The organism is Sphaerospermopsis torques-reginae ITEP-024 (genome assembly GCF_019598945.1).
In the GTDB taxonomy this organism is placed as follows: Bacteria; Cyanobacteriota; Cyanobacteriia; order Cyanobacteriales; family Nostocaceae; genus Sphaerospermopsis.
In genome coordinates this window covers 1,018,750-1,037,190 of the sequence record NZ_CP080598.1, presented here as the reverse complement: position 1 = coordinate 1,037,190, position 18,441 = coordinate 1,018,750, and the positions used below count along the sequence as shown (strand labels likewise).

At 37.3% G+C, this 18,441-nt stretch carries 15 protein-coding genes and 1 pseudogene; 13 read left to right on the top strand and 3 right to left on the bottom strand.

The genetic code is table 11. From position 1 onward, the window contains the following. Positions 1-507 precede the first annotated feature (507 nt). Positions 508-954: an Hsp20/alpha crystallin family protein gene (locus tag K2F26_RS04840; protein WP_220610565.1), complete on the top strand. Its 447-nt coding sequence runs from the start codon at positions 508-510 to the stop codon at positions 952-954. Positions 955-1,290: 336 nt separating this feature from the next. Then, complete coding sequence (locus K2F26_RS04835; RefSeq protein ID WP_220610564.1) at positions 1,291-2,199, top strand: shikimate dehydrogenase; 909 nt, start codon at positions 1,291-1,293, stop codon at positions 2,197-2,199. Positions 2,200-2,369: 170 nt separating this feature from the next. Here the strand turns inward: K2F26_RS04835 and K2F26_RS04830 are convergent, their stop codons facing one another. Then, a complete protein-coding gene (locus K2F26_RS04830; protein ID WP_220610563.1) occupies positions 2,370-4,397 on the bottom strand; it encodes a hypothetical protein in 2,028 nt (675 codons plus the stop codon). Positions 4,398-4,980: 583 nt separating this feature from the next. On the opposite strand from K2F26_RS04830, the gene K2F26_RS04825 reads away from it, so the two are divergent. The 3 genes from K2F26_RS04825 to K2F26_RS04815 all read left to right on the top strand — a co-directional run bounded on the left by K2F26_RS04825 (position 4,981) and on the right by K2F26_RS04815 (position 7,700). Further along, entirely contained in the window at positions 4,981-6,198 is a 1,218-nt protein-coding gene (locus K2F26_RS04825) for a succinate--CoA ligase subunit beta (protein WP_220610562.1), read from the top strand. Positions 6,199-6,326: 128 nt separating this feature from the next. Next, the gene (locus K2F26_RS04820; RefSeq protein WP_220610561.1) at positions 6,327-7,211 is read left to right on the top strand and encodes a succinate--CoA ligase subunit alpha; all 885 of its coding nucleotides are present in this window, start codon (positions 6,327-6,329) and stop codon (positions 7,209-7,211) included. Positions 7,212-7,244: 33 nt separating this feature from the next. Further along, positions 7,245-7,700: a DUF29 domain-containing protein gene (locus tag K2F26_RS04815; RefSeq protein ID WP_194057706.1), complete on the top strand. Its 456-nt coding sequence runs from the start codon at positions 7,245-7,247 to the stop codon at positions 7,698-7,700. A 144-nt stretch (positions 7,701-7,844) separates the two neighbouring features. On the opposite strand, the gene K2F26_RS04810 is transcribed toward K2F26_RS04815, so the two are convergent. After that, positions 7,845-9,677, bottom strand: a complete 1,833-nt coding sequence (locus K2F26_RS04810) for a tetratricopeptide repeat protein (RefSeq protein ID WP_220610560.1) — start codon at positions 9,675-9,677, stop codon at positions 7,845-7,847. Positions 9,678-9,999: 322 nt separating this feature from the next. On the opposite strand from K2F26_RS04810, the gene K2F26_RS04805 reads away from it, so the two are divergent. From K2F26_RS04805 to K2F26_RS04770, 8 genes and pseudogenes are all read left to right on the top strand, one after another. Next, positions 10,000-10,221 (top strand): hypothetical protein, encoded by a 222-nt coding sequence (locus tag K2F26_RS04805; protein ID WP_496560033.1) that lies wholly within the window; start codon positions 10,000-10,002, stop codon positions 10,219-10,221. 189 nt (positions 10,222-10,410) lie between these two features. Further along, a pseudogene (locus K2F26_RS04800) lies at positions 10,411-11,352 on the top strand (ABC transporter ATP-binding protein); the annotation flags it as partial. 109 nt (positions 11,353-11,461) lie between these two features. Next, the gene (locus K2F26_RS04795) at positions 11,462-12,274 is read left to right on the top strand and encodes an ABC transporter permease (protein ID WP_220610557.1); all 813 of its coding nucleotides are present in this window, start codon (positions 11,462-11,464) and stop codon (positions 12,272-12,274) included. A gap of 28 nt (positions 12,275-12,302) precedes the next feature. Then, positions 12,303-12,521 (top strand): hypothetical protein, encoded by a 219-nt coding sequence (locus tag K2F26_RS04790; protein WP_220610556.1) that lies wholly within the window; start codon positions 12,303-12,305, stop codon positions 12,519-12,521. Then, a complete protein-coding gene (locus K2F26_RS04785; protein WP_220610555.1) occupies positions 12,505-14,214 on the top strand; it encodes a GldG family protein in 1,710 nt (569 codons plus the stop codon). Before K2F26_RS04790 ends, K2F26_RS04785 begins: the two co-directional genes overlap by 17 nt. A gap of 98 nt (positions 14,215-14,312) precedes the next feature. Then, entirely contained in the window at positions 14,313-15,086 is a 774-nt protein-coding gene (locus K2F26_RS04780; protein WP_220610554.1) for a DUF4340 domain-containing protein, read from the top strand. Positions 15,087-15,237: 151 nt separating this feature from the next. Next, positions 15,238-16,089 (top strand): formyltetrahydrofolate deformylase, encoded by an 852-nt coding sequence (gene purU / locus K2F26_RS04775; RefSeq protein ID WP_220610553.1) that lies wholly within the window; start codon positions 15,238-15,240, stop codon positions 16,087-16,089. A gap of 189 nt (positions 16,090-16,278) precedes the next feature. After that, positions 16,279-16,932: a hypothetical protein gene (locus K2F26_RS04770; RefSeq protein WP_367890323.1), complete on the top strand. Its 654-nt coding sequence runs from the start codon at positions 16,279-16,281 to the stop codon at positions 16,930-16,932. 172 nt (positions 16,933-17,104) lie between these two features. Here the strand turns inward: K2F26_RS04770 and K2F26_RS04765 are convergent, their stop codons facing one another. Next, positions 17,105-18,373, bottom strand: coding sequence for a RodZ family helix-turn-helix domain-containing protein (locus K2F26_RS04765; RefSeq protein ID WP_246605519.1), 1,269 nt, complete (start codon positions 18,371-18,373; stop codon positions 17,105-17,107). Positions 18,374-18,441: the final 68 nt, after the last annotated feature.

The window sequence follows — 18,441 nt, the reverse complement described above, 5'->3', positions numbered from 1 at the left end:
TGTATAATATATCAGGTATGATAATTTACAGTTAATTTTTTCATTATTAAATATAAATAAACATAATTATATATATTTTTATATAACTAAACAATAAACGAATGAAGCTCACAGCAATACGGTTCGGTTAACGAGATTTACGTATTGTAAATATTAGATATCCCCCATTATATCCCTGAAAAAAGGGGAAACAAACGGATTTTTAGGCATTCTTTGAAAGAGAGGTTGGGGGGATGAAAACCTTAACGGAAAAGTATTGAGGTGAATTTTTGATCAGAGTCACCCATCTGGTTAATTTTAAATTGATATTTGTCGTGTAAACCGAACCAGAAATATTCGCATAAACCGAAAATATTTATAATCGAAAATATCGGTTCGGTAATCATCATTTAATAAGTGATAAAAACCGAATTTACATTATTTTTGAACCTCACTAAGATAATAATCAAAGAGTTGATAAAAACAACTCAAACGAAGAAACAACCAACAATATAGAGGTAAAAGTATATGACAGTTATTCGTTACAATCCCTGGAAAGAAATCGACACCTTAGAACGTCGCGTTAATCTTTTAGTAGAAGGATTTATACCTAATACTTTGAAAGAGTTAACTAATGTTCCAAAAATTCCTGCTGCGGAAATAATTGAAACTGATGATGCAGTAATTCTCAAGTTAGAAGTTCCTGGTATGGAAGCTAAAGACTTAGATATTCAAGTTACAGAAGATTCAGTTTCTATTAGCGGTGAACGGAAGTTTCAACACAAAGAAGAAGATCAAGCTAAAACCAGAAGTGAATTTTATTATGGTCAATTTCAGCGTGTAATTCCTCTGCCTGTACCTATTCAAAATACCAAAGTTACCGCCGATTATAAAGATGGTATTTTGCATCTGAATTTACCCAAATTGGTAGAAGAAAAGAATAAAGTTGTGAAAATAAACTTGGGTAAAAATTAAGATTTAGGTAAGGATTCAGTAGGGGTTTAGCACTGCTAAACCCGTACAGGAGTCAAAATATTTTAGGACTTGACTTACGCAAGATTGAACTCAAAACCTGATTCTTGCGTAGGGGTAATTCATGAATTACCCTTACTTTTGTATTGACTATTTCATCATCGGTGATCAAGTGGAAGTGTGAAGTGTTGTTTGGGTTGATGTATTAATTTAATCTCATTTAATCTCATTTAATATCTGGCATTTAGCCTGGTTGTTTAATGCAACTGGGTTATTTTTTTGGGTAAGTTACCAAAAATAAGTATAATTGCAATACGTTTTAAAAAAAACATGATGTTTATGAATAACCAAGATCAGAAACAAGAAAATAATTATTGTCAGCAAATAACCGGAAAATCTAAACTTTTGGGAGTTATTGGCCATCCTGTAGAACATTCCCTTTCACCAGTGATGCACAATGCAGCTTTGAGTAAATTAGGATTAGATTATGTTTATTTACCTTTTCCTATTGCACCAGAAAATTTAGAAATTGCGATCGCTGGTTTTGCAGCTATTGGTGTTGTCGGTTTTAGTGTAACAATTCCCCATAAACAGGCAATAATACCTTTATTATCAGAAATTTCCCCCATTGCTCAAGCTATAGGTGCAGTTAATACCGTCACTCGTCAAGGTGACATTTGGGTAGGAACAAATACCGATGTACAAGGGTTTATCGCACCTTTACAAACCACCTATCATCAAGATTGGAGTCAGAAAACCGCAGTAATTTTAGGAAATGGTGGCGCTGCAAGGGCGGTTGTTGCAGGTTGTATTCAACGAGGTTTCTCAGAAATTCATGTAGTAGGAAGGAACATATATAAGTTAAAAGCATTTAATGAAAGTTGGCAAAATTCACCCTTTGCAGATAAATTTCAAGTTCATTCTTGGGAAGAATTACCAAACCTAATTCCCCAAGCTAATTTGTTAGTAAATACTACTCCCATCGGGATGTATCCTCATGTCAATGAATCTCCTTTAAGTGCAGAGGAAATGGTTAAATTACCTTCAGGTGCAATTGCTTATGATTTAATTTACATTCCCAAACCAACAAAATTTTTACAACTAGCAGAAAAACAAGGTGCAATTGCCATTGATGGTTTAGAAATGCTAGTTCAACAAGGTGCAGCAGCATTAAAAATCTGGTTACAAAATGAAGAAATTCCTGTAACCGAAATGCGCCAAGCTTTACAAAATCATTTGGGTTTTTAGGGATGGGTAATTGGTAATTGGTAATTGGTAATTCAATGAAAGGATTTTGGATTTTGGATTTTGGATTGTTTTTGTCAAATCCAATCTAAAATCTAAAATCTAAAATCTAAAATTTTCTTCCCCAGTCACCAGTCACCAGTCACCAGTCACCAATCACCAATTATGAATTATTACGGATTCCTCATATACCTTTCTTCTCCTTGGGAATTGTAGAGAAATAGGGGGAGGTTGGCATTTTCACTGATGACTCCTAAAGCCTGTTGCAAAGTTTGGAAGTGATTCTGCATATCCGCACCAACAGTTAGCAGTTTGCGATCATACTCTGGAGTTAGACGGACGACAATACGCATTTGTGGTTTTTTTTCAATTGTGAAATTGCATAAACGTATGCCACTGACGCAGGTTTTTCCTAAATCAGCGCGACTTTGTGCCAAGTTACCATAGAGTTGCTGTTTTTCCAGTGTCTGTGCTAAACCAGTAGAATAGGTTTGAATGAGTGACTGTGCTTGATTATAGATGGAACTATCTTGAGAAACCTGTTTAGCCGTCTGTATAGCTTGTTGCCAAGATGCTATTGCTTGTGTCCATTGATTTTTCGTCTCGAATGCTTTAGCTTGATTTGCAAAGTTGGTAGCTTGTTGAAAAGAGGAGGCTGCTGCTATTTCTATGGTAGCGCGGTTGCGTGCCAGTATGAGTTTTGGTTGATATTCCGCTAACAGTTTTTTGGCTTCCTCATTTGCTGTGCTGGTGGCGGGGATACTTTTCAAATCATTAATTACTTGTTGCCAAGCAAATTGTACTCTTTGCCAATCATTACCGGATTTAGCAGTAGCTTGACGCTGGTTGGCTGAATCAGCCACAGTTTTGGCTGTGGTAAGTTTTTTCTGCCATGATTCTTCATTTAACAACTGCTGATTGATCACTTTTAAATTGCTTTGATATTTGGGTAATTTTGCCTGCACCAAACTATATAGTTCATGACTAGGTTTAATAGCTTCCAGTGGTGTAATTGCTTGTCTCCATAAAGTTTGTCTGCTGCGGAGTTCATCTAAGCTAGTTGCGGGAGTTTGAGTTTTTTGCTCTGCGGCGGATGCGGCTTGTAAAGCTTTTATCACTAAGTTAATTTTTGTTGATTGGTCAGAAAAACCTAAAGTCAGTTCCTGTGCTGGCTGATAACGAGGAGACCATTGGGGAATTACTTTGATATCTGAAATAACTTTATCTAGTTGCTGTTGTAATGCTATTAGTTCTTGTGCAGATTTAGCTTTACGGATTAATTCTTCAGACTCGCTTTTAAATTGCTCGGCTACTTGTAATTCTTTGCATTCACCAATCACACAAACGCGATTTAAAAAGAAAGCACCGCCTCCCACAATCACACTCACCCCCAAGACTCCTCCTAAGAGGACGGGTAAAGGTGGTAGTGATATGGATGGCCTTTTACGTTGGGGAAGGTTTTCTACCCCAGCAAATGAGTCCAATTTTTCTTCTTCGGCTAACTCATTCTCACTCTCATTGAACAATGAGCTATTTGAGCTAAATGTAGCATCCGAGTTAAATGATGTCTCTGATCTTAGTATGGTATCTGAATTTAATGAATTATCTGAGCCAAATGAAAGATCAGAACTAAAGGTAGAATCTGAAATATTTTCTTCGGTTCGGGAACTCAATGGATGATCCGAGATATGGTTATCTTTTAGTGAAGCAAATGGATTATCCGAAATGTGATCATCTTTTAGTAAACTAAATGGATTATCCGATATATGAACATCGGTTACAGGAGATGAGAGATCAGAAATTTCCAATGGGGGAAAAATTAGCTGGTTCTTAGCAGCACCTTTATTAAAGCCATTGTTTGTTTCTAAGGATGGAATTTGCTGGTTTTTCTGTATTTCCTTAGCCTTAATGGTGATTGATTGTTTAGCATAGGGTAGTTTTTTTCCTGAAACCCTGACATAAAATTGCACGCTTTCATTATGGTACTGAGATTGCCACTGGAGCGATTCCTCAAGGATGGCAAAGATTTTTTGGCTATCAACTGCTATACCTGGAGGGTGCTGAGTTAAAATCATCAGTTCGTCTTTCTGGACAGCGCATCTCACCTGGAGAACTGGGACAGATGGAAATTTTACCAGTAGTTTTTCCTGTAAAATACTGGTTAAAACCTGGATATCTTCTTTTGGGAATTTATCTTTCATAATGTCTACTGCTAATGTTGTATGTAGTTTTATAGTTTTTATTATCTTGGAGTAGATGAAATAAAGTTCTGGTCTTTGTCACATTCAGAATAGATGGTTTTACTAACTGTTTGACAAAACCCAATCATATACTGATACTTTAATATACAAGTATTTGATTTTGCTCAAGGCTGAACCTTGGTTTCCTGTCCCAGAGAACTAGTTTGTAACACAAAGTTGCATCTGTAACCAGAAAGCGAGGAAGCAGCAATGGTTTAGGATTCTGCTTTTTTATACTACTAGATCATAAATTAGACAATACAAATGCGAGTATAAATTATCCAGGAAAAAATATATAAGAAGATCCAAGTAATTTTTTAGACTGGCAAGTTGACCAAGGAGGATCAAAAGGTCTAATCAACCAAATAGCAGCGGTTGGGGTTTGAGAATAGAATGTACCACTATGACTTAATTCGATAAAATTGATTATTGCCAAATCAATTTTCTAGCCAACCGAAGCGTGATTATATAAATAAAGTGCTGTGCAAACGACGGGACAGCAATAAAAATTAGCTTTGAAATTGTTAATACAAGGTGTGTACCAATGGATTTATTGGAGTACCAAGTTAAAGAATGGTTTGATAAGATGGGCATTCCTGTCTTACCATCTCAACGAATTGACCATCCTACAGATTTAAAACGGTTAAAAATTAGCTATCCGATTGTACTCAAATCGCAAGTACACGCAGATGAACGGGCTAAAGCTGGTGGAGTCAGAATTGTGGAAACCACCATTGATGCGATCGCTGCTGCCCAAAATATCTTTAATTTACCAATTTGGGGAGAATTGCCAGAGGTTTTACTGGCAGAAACTAAGTATAATGCCAAAGATGAATTTTATCTGGCCGTAGTTTTAGATACCGCTATCTGTCGTCCTGTGCTTTTAGGTTGCAAAGAACCAGATATTGATTGGGAATCTCCAGGGGAGAAAATGCAATATGTGGTGGTAGAACAGGAATTTTCGCCATTTTATGCCAGAAGACTGGGTTTGAAAATGGGCTTACAGGGTGCGCTGATGCAGTCGGTAAGTGATATTGTAGAAAAAATGTATAAGTTATTTGTGCAGAAGGACTTAGATTTAGTAGAGATAAATCCTCTAGCTGTTAGTGTTTCTGGGCAAGTTATGGCACTCAATGGTAAAGTTACAGTCAACGAACGCGCGATTAACCGACATCCAGAAATAGCCAAAATGGCGGCAAAAATGATTGGCCGTCATAAAAATAGCAAGATCAACAGCATCTTGGGTAATTGGGATGGGTTGGAAATGCAAGGCAAAATCGGTATATTAGGCAATGGTACTGGTTCGTTGTTGACAACCTTGGATGCAGTTTTTAATGCAGGTGGTAAACCTGGTGTGTCTTTAAATTTACGACATTCTTTTTTGATTGATACTGAACCGACGACATTTTGCGATCGCCTGGAAACAGGTTTAAAAATGTTAGCTGCTGATAAAAGCATTCAAGTGATTCTGATTAACTTTTTGGGTTCTATTCCTCAAGTTTCCCAAATGCCAGAAATCATTGGTCATTTTATGCAACTAGATCCAAAAGAACTGACATCTTATATAGCCAAAGGTAGTAAATATAAACCCAGAAATTTACCGCGCTTGGTTGTCCGTCTTGCTGGTTCTGATTTTAATGACGCTAAGAAATATTTAGCTCAACTCAAGACTGAAACTGAGACGCTGATAGTAGTGGAAAATTTAGACGAGGCCGTAAAACAAGCAGTACGTTTGGCTAAGTTACCAGCTTACAAAAGGTAGTGATTGGTGACAGGTAACAAAGCAATTAAAAATTAAAAATCAAAAATTAAAAATCAAAAATTTCTCTTTTCCTGTTCCCTGTTCCCTATTCCCTATTCCCTATTCCCAATAACTAATAACTAAATTTTATGAACTTAAAACCAGACAGTAAAGTTTTAATTCAGGGTTTTTGTGAATTTATATCAGCAACTCATATTGCTCAAATGAAGGTTTATGGCACTAATTTAGTAGCTGGTGTTGATCCTGGATGTGGTGGACAGAAAATCTATGGTTTGCCAGTGTTTGATTTAGTAGAAGAAGCTATCTCACAATTTGGGCAAATTGATACGACAATTATTTGTGTCCATCCTTATCAAGTTTTGGATGCAGCTTTAGAAGCGATCGCCTCTAACATTAGACAGATAATTATTATTTCTGCTGGTGTACCACCTTTAGATATGGTGAAATTACTCTGCACTACAGAAAGTCATGAAATTTTGCTAGTAGGTCCTAACAGTCCGGGAATTATTGTTCCTGGTAAAATTCTCTTAGGCACTCAACCTAGTGAATTTTATACCCCTGGATCTGTGGGAATTGTTAGCCGTAGTAGTACCCTGACTTATGAGGTAGCCTGGGAATTAACCAAAGCTGGTTTAGGTCAGTCGATTAGTGTCAGTATTGGTAGTGATGCTATTGTCGGTTCTTCCTTTTCTCAATGGTTGCAAATTCTCGATGAAGATGAAACCACAGAAGCAATAGTTTTAGTCGGCCAACCAGGGGGAGAAAGTGAGGAAACTGCTGCTAGATATATTACTGAAGCTATTGATAAACCCGTTATTGCTTATATTGCAGGTAGACACGCACCACCAAACAAATATTGGCATCAAACAGGAAATATAGCAACCGTTGTGAAACGTGATCCTAATTTTGGCACAACACAAAATAAATTAGCAGCTTTCCAAACTGCACAAGTTCCTATAGCTGAATCTCCTGCACAAATTCCCCAGTTGTTGAAGAAGGTAATACATAATTGAAAGTAGAAGAAGCGAATTAGGTTGAGGTCAGCAATGAAAATCACAAATGATTTAGCATCTCTTTATGAGATTGAATATGATCAATGGTTAGAACAAACGATTACAGTTTTAAAACAAAACCAATGGGAAAAATTAGACAAGGATCATTTAATTGAGGAATTGGAAGAATTGAGTCGGCGAGAAAAGAAAACATTAGAAAGATTCCTTGAACAAATTATCAGACATTTACTACTGCTGCAATATTGGCATACTGAATATGATTATAATGCTAATCATTGGCAAGCAGAAATTTTGAGTTTTAGGACTCAACTCAATGAAGATTTAACCAAAAACTTACACAATCATTTACAGGAAAATCAATTCATAATTTATGAAAAAGCACTCAAATATGTGAGACAAAAAACAGGTTATAACATTTCCTTTCCAGAAAAATGTCCTTACACCCTCCCACAATTACTAGATATTAACTGGTTGCCAGAAAATAATTAAATGATCAGATCCCCTACATTGTTGACGCGAAACCTAAATCAAAATGTGGTTTATTTACCTGAAAATAGCTGTAAAAATAAAACTCTTGTGGGGTGAGCATCCTGCCCGCCCTGGTGTACCTCATCCAGATGAAATATGGTGTAACTAATATCTTGCTAATAAATCAGGTAAATAATCATAACCGTCTACACCAATAACAGAAATGATCTTAGGGCGGTTTTGTTGCAATAAAACTTGAAATTTATCTTCTCCCAATTGTCTTTTGATTGTGGTTAATAAACCTGCGGGTTGTTGCCATTCTTGGGATGAAATTTGCTCTAATAGATACATTCCCAAACAACCTGTATAAATGGCTTTTTCAAAGTTGAGAAGGTTATAATAAGCTTCTGATAAATAAGCTAAAGTTCGACCTTGAATATATAAATCACCAGAAACTTGCGCTGTTCTAAAACCCTGTTCTAAATATTTGATTGCTTCTTGATATTGAGAAGTGACTAAATAGGCAATTCCCAAACTACTAAAACATAAAGATTGAGTTTGAACATCACCAATTTTTTCGGCTAATTTTAAACCTTGTTCTAAATAATTAATTGCTGATTCATAAACTTCTGGTTCAGTGTTTTCTAATTGCTGTGCTTGCATGACTTCGCTGTAACCTAAGTTTACGAGGGCGTTAGTTTCTCCGGTTTTGTCTCCTGTTTGTCTACTTAATATTAATGCTCTTTGACTATTATTTATTGCTTCAGCATAATTTTTTTCTTGGACATAGGTACGACTGAGGTGGTTAAGATTAGCAATTTCGCAAGCTGTGTCTTGAGCATTTCTGGCAATTTCTAAAGCTTGTTGATGGAAATTTATGGAGCGCGGATAATTGCCTAAAGCTCGTTGAGAATAACCCAATAATGTTAAGATTCTGGCTTTTTCTTGTGTTCCTTCCGCATAACGCAATGGTTCATCTAAATAATCCAGTGCATCCCGTAAATAACTACCAGAAAAGGAAGCGAAAATCCCACCATAGAGGGGAAAATAGGGACGTTGGGCAAAGGTTCGCAAAATTTGCAGCATTATTTGTGAAGCGCCATTACTATATATTATTGATTGATTTTGCCAACCGTTTGCTAATTGACTCCAAATGACAGCAAAGGTTAAAAATGTGGAAATAGATAATTTTGGACCTGCTTGAATATCATAAGCTTGTTGATCAAACCAACTAACTAAACCTCGTTGTAGGAATTGTAAAACTATTGTTAATTCTACCCAATCACTGAGGGTAAGGTTTTGTTGTTTTTGGGTAAATTCTATTGGAGATTGTTCTATTGCTAAAGTCTGAAAAAATGATTGCGGTATTTCGCTTTTGACTAATTTCGCCCAACTTGCCCAAGGTCCTTTTTCACCAGGTACACCACCAAAACCGAGAGAGGTTTTTTGTTCATACATCCAACTGAGGAGGTTTTCTTGGATGCGTTGCCAAGCGGCGATCGCCTGAGTTATGCCTGTGGATATCTGTGTTAAATCTGAGTTTGCTGCACCAAATTGTTGTAAGGATTTGCCTAGTTGTTGTATTTGCGATAAATTTAAGGGATATTTCTGATTGGGATCGGTGTAGCGCAGGAATACGGCTAAACGCTCCTCATTACTAGCAAGGGTAATTTCCCGTACTGCTGAAGCTATGATTTCGGTGGCTTTGTTTTGTTCTTGCCAGCGTTGCCATTGTGTTTGAATAGTTTTAATTGCTCTTAAACTACGGGTGGCTTTGGCTTTTTTGAGTTCGTCTGTTTCGTTGTCTACTTGTGTTTGGATGGTATTCAGGCGATCGCTCAAAGCTAACTCAAACACTTCCCCCGTACCGGAAGCAATACCTTGGAGTAACATTTGATATACTTGCTCTACAGAGCTAATTTTGCCTTTCAGGGTGGTTTCGACTATTTGATCAATTAAAGCGAGATAGTGATCGCGCAAAGGTAAAGATTCAGACACTTTAGCAAATAGATAACATGACAACAATTCTAATTTTATAACCCTTTGGACAACTAGGTCTACTGTGGAGATTTTGTTTAACAAGTAGTTGATTAATAAAACGTATCTATCAACCATATCTAGAAAACTCTAATTCATTCTCAATCCTGTATCCTGAATTGTTACCAAACAACTACCCCTATCCTCTAATATCAATTTTCATTGAGCTTGCACAGAATTGAAAATCTTAAAATTCAGATATAGCAATAGTTTGGAGTTGTCTTAATTATGTGCAGCTTCAAAGTAAAATGATATCAAGTCAAAACTGGAAAAGTCTGCTATTTTGACATCAACTGCATCATCCTTAAATATTATGTCTCCAGAATGGATTTCTGAATTAAAGACTGCTGCTAGTAGATGCAGTAATCGTCATTCCTTAGCATTAATTTCTCAAATACCAGAAACTTATCATGATTTGTCTCAAGGATTGACAGATTTAGTTCATAGTTTTGACTTTGAAAAAATTGTCCAATTATGTGTACAATCCACATCGGATATAGACTAAAGTCCTAGTACAGCTATAGATGCGCTTTATTCCTGGATGTAGAGATGCAAAAGCATACTTTTTCAGAGGGTTGGGGAGTTAAAATCTTGATGGAAAATATATATTTTTGACCAGTCCACAAGATTTTGAGGAAAATGTCAATATTGTTTATGCTATGTAAACATTATCGCTCACATCCATCACATCCAAATGATAGAAGTTGAACATCTGAGTAAAATATATGGTTCTACCGCAGCGATAACCGATGTCACCTTTAACGTAGAACCAGGAGAAATCTTAGGTTTCTTAGGTCCCAACGGTGCAGGTAAAACCACAACCATGCGGATTTTAGCCGGTTATCTTCCAGCTACCAAAGGAACAGCCAAAATAGCTGGGTATGATGTCCATGAAAATTCTTTAGCAGTGCGGCAAAAAATCGGCTATTTACCGGAAACACCGCCTTTATACCCCGAAATGACGGTAGAGGGCTTTTTGCACTTTGTAGCTCGAATTAAAGGGGTATCCGCTGGCGATCGCCCCCAAAAAGTGCAAGCTGCTATGAAACGCTGCAACCTCACAGAAAAGCGTAAAGTCATTATTCGCAAGCTTTCCAAAGGTTTTCGCCAAAGAGTGGGAATAGCGCAAGCAATAGTCCATGATCCTCCAGCCATTATCCTCGATGAACCCACCGTAGGACTAGACCCCCGGCAAATTATCGACGTGCGAAACTTGATCAAAAGTCTAGCCGGTACACACACCATCATCCTCTCTACCCATATTCTCCCAGAAGTGAGCATGACCTGTAGCCGCGTAGCCATCATCAACCGTGGTAAAGTCGTAGCTACCAACACCCCAGAAAATTTAATGACACAGTTAACCGGAGGTTCGGGTTATGAGTTAGAAATTTCTGGAGAAGTTACCCTAGCAAAACAGGTATTGCAAAATGTAAAGGACGTGATTTTGGTAGAATCAATGCCGATAAGTCATGATCATCGTCCCCTACTCCGTGTTATATCTCAACCAGGCACAGAACCAGGAAAGGATATTGCATCCGCATTAATTCGGGGAGGATTTGATTTATATGAAATGCGGCGGGTTAGTGCTAGTTTAGAAGATGTATTTTTACAACTAACAACCGAAGAGAAAAATTTACTTCCCCCAGCAAAAGAAACACCAGAAACTACACTAGAAAATACACCAGAAAACACACTAGAAAACACACTAGAAAATACACCAGAAACAGAAGGAGAAAACGCATAAAATGGGTATCGTCATCGCTAATATAATTGCCATTTATCGCCGAGAATTACAAAGTTATTTTGTATCACCCTTGGCTTATGGTATAGCTGGCATCTTTTGGTTTATTTCTGGGTTATTTTTGGTGATGATTTTAATAGGACCAGGGGGAATTTTGCCCACAGTTGCAGCTTATGATGTCCAAGGGCAACAATTAGGAGTACCCGTTCCCCCCATAGATGTACCCTATGAATTTATCCGGGCATTTTTAGATAGAATCAGTTGGTTATTATTGTTTATTTTACCCATACTTTCAATGGGACTTTATGCCGAAGAACGCAAACGCGGAACATTAGAATTATTAGCCACATCACCAGTTACTAACTGGGCTGTAGCCGTAGGTAAATTATTAGGAATTTTAACATTTTTCATGACAATGGTATTACCATTACTCGGATTTGAAGCCATAGCTATTAGCGGTTCAAATCCTCCCATGTCTCCAGTTATTCCTATTCTTGGTCATGTAGGATTGATATTATTAGCAGCAGCAATTTTATCATTAGGAATGTTCATTTCCTCCTTAACAGACAGCACACTTTTATCAGCCGTTCTCACCTTTGTTGTGGTCATTTTACTATTATTAATAGATTCCATATCTAAAGCTATACCAGGTCCGGTGGGAGACAGTTTAGCTCATCTATCCCTACTCAAACATTACAACACATTAATTCAAGGAATTTTTGATAGTAGCGCCTTCATTTTATTTATTAGTTACATTATCTTAGGCATTTTTCTCACCGCCCAATCAATAGATGCACTGCGTTTTCAACGGCAATAGTTAGGAGGTGACAGGTGACAGGTGACAGGTGACAGGTGACAGTAAAGAAGTTTGTACCAATTACCAATTACCAATTACCAATTACCAATTACCAATTACCAATTACCAATTACCAATTACCAATTACCAATTACCAATTACCCATTACCAATTACCCATTACCAATTACCAATTACCAATTACCAATTACCAATTACCAATTACCCATTACCAATTACCCATTACCAATAATGAAAAAAATACCTAAAAAAAATTTCGCTAACCTACTATTTTTGCTTGGTCCATTCTTATTAGCCCTTGGTTTAACAGTTGGGGTAATATTAGATAAATGGGATATATTACCTCTAGTATTTATCATCGCAGGTCTTTTGATTTGCATTGGTTGGGTATTTTTCCAAGCCCAAAAAAATCAATTATGGAAACAACGTTCTACCGTATCTACGACTAACGCCTTAGTGGCAACTTTGGCAGTATTAACAATATTAGGATTAATCAATTTTTTAGGTACACGGTATCAGTTAAGATTAGATTTAACAGAAACTCAATTATTTACCCTCGCACCCCAATCTCAAGAATTACTGCGTACTCTACCCAAACCTGCAAAAGTCTGGTTATTTACCAGAGAACAAAATCTGCAAGATGAACAATTACTAGAAAATTATCGTCGTCAAACTCCTAAGTTTAACTTTGAATATATCGACCCCCAAACCAGACCAGGACTAGCAGAAAAATTTGGTGTGAAAGATTTTGGCGAAGTTTATCTAGAATTTGATAATCAGCGCCAATTAGTACAAACAGTCAATGAATATGAACGTCTATCAGAAGTAAGATTAACTAGCCGTTTACAACAAATCACTAGCAACAATACCGCTAAAGTTTACTTTCTGCAAGGTCACGGTGAACTAGAATTTACAGATGCTAAAAACGCAATTTCTCAAGCTGTTCAAGGATTAGCAGACAAAAATTTTACAGCTTTACCTCTGAGTTTAACAGAACAAACAACAGTTCCTGAAGATGCTGCTGTTGTTGTTGTCGCAGGTCCAAAACGAGAGTTATTAGCAGGTGAAGTTACAGCTTTACAAGATTATCTCAATCGTGGCGGTAATTTAATGTTAATGGTTGACCCTAATACTGACCCAAAAATTGATGACTTATTGCAAGATTGGGGTGTAAAATTAGATAATCGTTTAGCGGTTGATGTTTCTGGAACAACTTTAGGACTAGGTCCTGCTGCACCTGCTGTTACAGAGTATGGACAACATCCCATCACTAAAGATTTTGGTAATGGTATTTCTTTCTATCCCCTTGCACGTCCTATATTAATTGAACCAACTCCTAATGTTCAATCTACTCCTTTACTCAGAACTAAATCATATCCTAATAGTTGGGCAGAAACTGACCAACAAAACGAAAATTTAGAGTTTAATGAAGGTCAAGATTTAAAAGGTCCTTTAACTTTAGGTGTAGCATTAACTAGAACTTTATCATCCCCATCTCCCACATCTACCGCTTCCCCATCTCCCACACCTACCGCTTCCCCATTCCCCACACCTACCGCTTCCCCATCTCCCACACCTACCGCTTCCCCATCTCCTACATCTACTCTATCTCCCACACCTACCCCATCTCCTACAGTTTCCCCAACTAAGGAAAATTCTCAAAATCAAAGCAAAGAATCTCGCTTAGTAGTGTTTGGAAACTCAGATTTTGCTAGAGATGGTTTATTTCAGCAACAATTAAATGGAGATGTATTTCTCAACTCAGTCACTTGGTTAAGTCAACAAGATCAACAACCTCTTTCAATTCGTCCCAAAGAACAAACAAATCGCCGTATCACTATGTCAACTGCAAAAGCCAATTTATTAAGTATTTCTTCTTTGTTGCTTTTACCTTTCATTGGTTTAGCTACCGGCGCTATTATTTGGTGGAAAAGAAGATAATTGATAATTGATAATTGATAATTGATAATTATCAATTTATCTACCTGTTTCACCTACTTCCTCTTCTCTGTCACCTGTCACCTGTCACCTATTTCCAAATGAAACGCACAACTTTAACTTTAGTAATTTTAGCCTTGGGTTTAAGTGGTTTTGTCTATTTTGATGAAATTAGACGGAAAAATCAACCACAGCAATTTGCACAAAGTCACCTCAATAAAATAAATCAGGGAAATCGGCAAAATCAGCAAACTCAGACCACTAAACAACAGATTTTCTCATTTAATGTTGAGGATGTTCAATCTATAGATATTAAAACCAAGGACTACACTTTAAATTTAGAAAAAAGTCAGAAACTAGAAGCGCCAAAGTGGTCAATTAAATTACCAAAATCTCCCAAACCAGAACCTGCAAAAGAGGCTATAGTTTCTTATTTAACGGATTTATTGGTGAAAGGTAAAAGTGAAAGTAGTGTATCAATTTCACCTAATCAATTGAGTGAATTTGGTTTAGATAAACCTCAAGCTACTATTGATATTAAATTGAAAAATCAAAAAAACCATCAAGTAATTTTAGGGAAACCTAATTTTAACAACTCTTTCTTATACGTCCAAGCTGATCCTGTGATTGACAATAATGGAAATACTCAGGTTTTATTAGTTTCTAAAGATTTCGCTAATGCTGTCAATCGGGAATTATCAGAATGGCAAGAAATATCTCAAGCATCTGCTAACAAAGCTAATGAAAAAAACAGTGAAAAATCTGGTAAACAACCCAGTGAAGAACCTGATCAACAAGCTAAACGAGCTGAACAAAATACTAAATTAGAACTTGCACCAATACCCATAGATCCTAATCCCGCCCATACTAAATAATTAATATTAATTACTCTCACCAATTACCCATTACCAATTACCAATTACCAATTACCAATTACCAATTACCAATTACCAATTACCAATTACCCATTACCCATTACCAATTACCAATTACCAATTACCCATTACCCATTACCCATTACCTAAAATGAACCCAACAGCAACTTTACTGATTTCTTGCCCTGATCAAAAAGGATTAGTCGCAAAATTTGCTAATTTTATTTATGCTAATGGTGGTAATATTATTGATGCTGATCAACATACAGATTTTGAAGCTGGTTTATTTCTCACTCGTATAGAATGGTTGTTAAATGGTTTTAATTTACCCAGGGATTTAATTGGTGCTGCTTTTAATGCGATCGCCCAATCTTTAGGCGCTAAATGGGAATTACATTTTTCTGATACTGTTCCCAGAATTGCAATTTGGGTAAGTCGTCAAGATCATTGTTTATTAGATTTAATTTGGCGACAAAAAGCTAAAGAATTTAATGCAGATATACCTTTAATTATTAGTAATCATCCCCATTTACAAGCTGTAGCCGCACAATTTGGTATTGACTATTATCACATTCCCATTAATAAAGATAATAAACAAGAACAGGAAATAAAACAATTAGAATTATTGCGTCAATATAATATTGATTTGGTAGTTTTGGCTAAATATATGCAGATAATAACTGATAATTTTATTCAGCAATTCCCGCAAATCATTAATATTCATCACTCATTTTTACCTGCGTTTATTGGTGCTAATCCCTATCATCGAGCTTTTGAAAGAGGTGTAAAAATTATTGGTGCAACTGCCCATTATGCAACTGTTGATTTAGATTGTGGTCCAATTATTGAACAGGATGTAGTTAGGGTAAGTCACCGGGATAATGTAGATGATTTGATTAGAAAAGGTAAAGATTTAGAGAGAATTGTGTTAGCTAGGGCAGTGCGATCGCATTTACAAAATCGCGTTTTAGTCTATGGTAATAAAACCGTAGTTTTTGAATAATCTTGAGAGTTAGGAGTCAGATGTTTTTTGTAGGGGTTTAGCAATGCTAAACCCTTGCTGATCAGAAATCGCTGTCATACCCCGTCCCTCTCCTCTATAGGGCGGGGAGCGTCAATAATTCATTAATAATTCAATTCATTGTGAAGAAATTGAATATTAACGTATCCAGTAAATAGCAAATACTTTCTGATGTCAGTATACTTAAAGGAAAGCACTAATGAAAAATTAAGAATTTATACAGTTAATATGTCTAAACAATTGCCACCATCAAGTGATTTAACAAAATTGCCTACAGAAGCCGAAAGAGAAGAACAACTGATGCAAGATGTCCTGGTTTTGTTGGAAAATATTGTTTGCAGAGAGGAAGCAACAGTTAAGCTGATCTTGAATTGTCTTTATGATGTTGCGTCAACTAATTTGATTAACCAAAAGTTCCAGTCTCGCACTCTCAATAGAACCCTGAAATTGATTTGCAAAATGTCTAAACCTGCATTCAGAATGATTGCTTGGCAATGGTTTAAGAAGAATTGCCCTAAATTGATCACAGATTGGTTGCGAAGCCAGATTGAGTTTAAAAAAGTTGAAACTACAAAAGTAGAGATAGTAGTAGAAGACCAAAAGACCAACTTAAATTCTCTTGACCAGACTCAAGATCAGACGTATGAAGTCAAACAGCTTCGCTCTCAAGTTAAGTTGTTAACTGGTGTTTTAGTGGTAGTAGTGACAGTGTTAACTAGCAGCTTTGTTTGGGCTGGATATTTACTAGAGCGATCGCATTTACAAGTAGTAGAAGAATTACAAACTCAGGTAAAAACTCTTGAGGCTAGTGTGAATAAGCATTAACTTGATACTTACTGTTGACATCTGTCAATTAATGTCAATGCTTACTCCAGTCAAATGTGTTTTGGTTTGAAGCAATAGTTCTGCGCCAGGCTGTTCTCCCTCTTGCAAGATTCAGCATTTTTTGTTCAACTATATCAGGTAACTGCTCCCAGGACAGGTCTCCTGTTATCTGTCACAACTTTTGACCTGCATAAATTGAGCGCACCTCACCATTACGGCGGATAATCGCCTCACCGTTACTTACGTCTACTAGAGTCCAACCAGTAGCACCAATATTTTCTCCCAGGTTAATCCGGCGAGTCACACCATCAATTTTGAACAAAGCCGCAGATTTGCTACCTAACTCTAACAATCCTTCCAACTCGGCTGAATAGGCAGGTAAATACACCTGTTGGGTAGTTGTGGGTGTAGTTGTGGGTGTAGTTGTGGGTGTAGTTGGTAATGTTTCTGGTTGCGGTAATGATGCAGTTGCGATCGCCGCAGGTAGTTTTGGTGGTGCTATAGCTGGTAGCTTAGAAGCATCTACCCGCTTCACAGTTGTCGGTAAATTTTTTGCTGGTATGGGCTTGGTTGCTTGTTGCACATTACTGGGGGAATCTTGGACAAACTCAGGTGGTGATACCTGCGCTGACATTGGGGAAACTTCTGGTAATGGGCGTATAGCTGGAGGTGCTTGATCAACAGGGACATATATTCTCTCTACCACATTTGTTACCCGACTAGGAGCAGGTGGGGCATTGTTAGCCGCCACTGGTAGGGGTAAAGTGCCAACAGGTTGGTTACTGGGCAAAGGTAAAGAGTCTGTTTGCTGGGGATTAACATCACGTAACCCAGATTTAACAGGTATTTGATCATTACTAGAGCCTTGCTGGTCTATCACTGCCAAAGCCTGCAACATATAATTAACTAATTCACCATGAGGATCTGGTTGTACAGGTACTGGTGATTTTACCTGATCTGTTGGTAGTGTATGTGGAGTAAATTGGGCAGTGATATTGGTGAAGAATGTCGGCTGTGCTAGGTAGACTGCGCCCACCATTCCCACACTTAAGGTTGAGCCTAACACGAGCAGGTTGCCTAATCCACCGCTGTGCTTTTGATTCCTTTTCCTAATAGCAGTCACAGAGGGAGGATTTAAAACCAGTGTACTCGGTTGCGGCTTTTGGATGGGTGCAATTGCCTTGGTTGCTCGGTATACTGTCTGTGGCAACACAACTTCTTGCATCTTCACCGCCACTGTTTGCTTATGTGGTACATATTCTGTTCTGATGGTTTTAGCAGAGTCTTTTCTACCACAATCTAGTATGTTGTCGATATCGGTGAAGAGTTCATCTATCAAGCCTTCAGCGTAAGTCTCTATCGACAGGGCTTCACTGGGGAGTAAGTCCTCTAGTGCTTCAGAAATCATTAGATGGGTGCTGGCTTCTGTTATCATAGACATTTTCTTTGTGGCTGCTAGAAAGGGAAAGGAAACCCAATGATGTCCGGGAAATCACTTTCTTTAAATTA

Excerpts from the sequence above, each read along its gene's own strand:
- K2F26_RS04840 (WP_220610565.1), top strand. The coding sequence starts at position 508 with ATGACAGTTATTCGTTACAATCCCTGGAAAGAAATCGACACCTTAGAA.
- K2F26_RS04835 (WP_220610564.1), top strand. The coding sequence starts at position 1,291 with ATGAATAACCAAGATCAGAAACAAGAAAATAATTATTGTCAGCAAATA.
- K2F26_RS04830 (WP_220610563.1), bottom strand. The coding sequence starts at position 4,397 with ATGAAAGATAAATTCCCAAAAGAAGATATCCAGGTTTTAACCAGTATT.
- K2F26_RS04825 (WP_220610562.1), top strand. The coding sequence starts at position 4,981 with ATGGATTTATTGGAGTACCAAGTTAAAGAATGGTTTGATAAGATGGGC.
- K2F26_RS04820 (WP_220610561.1), top strand. The coding sequence starts at position 6,327 with ATGAACTTAAAACCAGACAGTAAAGTTTTAATTCAGGGTTTTTGTGAA.
- K2F26_RS04815 (WP_194057706.1), top strand. The coding sequence starts at position 7,245 with ATGAAAATCACAAATGATTTAGCATCTCTTTATGAGATTGAATATGAT.
- K2F26_RS04795 (WP_220610557.1), top strand. The coding sequence starts at position 11,462 with ATGGGTATCGTCATCGCTAATATAATTGCCATTTATCGCCGAGAATTA.
- K2F26_RS04785 (WP_220610555.1), top strand. The coding sequence starts at position 12,505 with ATGAAAAAAATACCTAAAAAAAATTTCGCTAACCTACTATTTTTGCTT.
- K2F26_RS04780 (WP_220610554.1), top strand. The coding sequence starts at position 14,313 with ATGAAACGCACAACTTTAACTTTAGTAATTTTAGCCTTGGGTTTAAGT.
- purU (WP_220610553.1), top strand. The coding sequence starts at position 15,238 with ATGAACCCAACAGCAACTTTACTGATTTCTTGCCCTGATCAAAAAGGA.
- K2F26_RS04770 (WP_367890323.1), top strand. The coding sequence starts at position 16,279 with ATGTCAGTATACTTAAAGGAAAGCACTAATGAAAAATTAAGAATTTAT.
- K2F26_RS04765 (WP_246605519.1), bottom strand. The coding sequence starts at position 18,373 with ATGTCTATGATAACAGAAGCCAGCACCCATCTAATGATTTCTGAAGCA.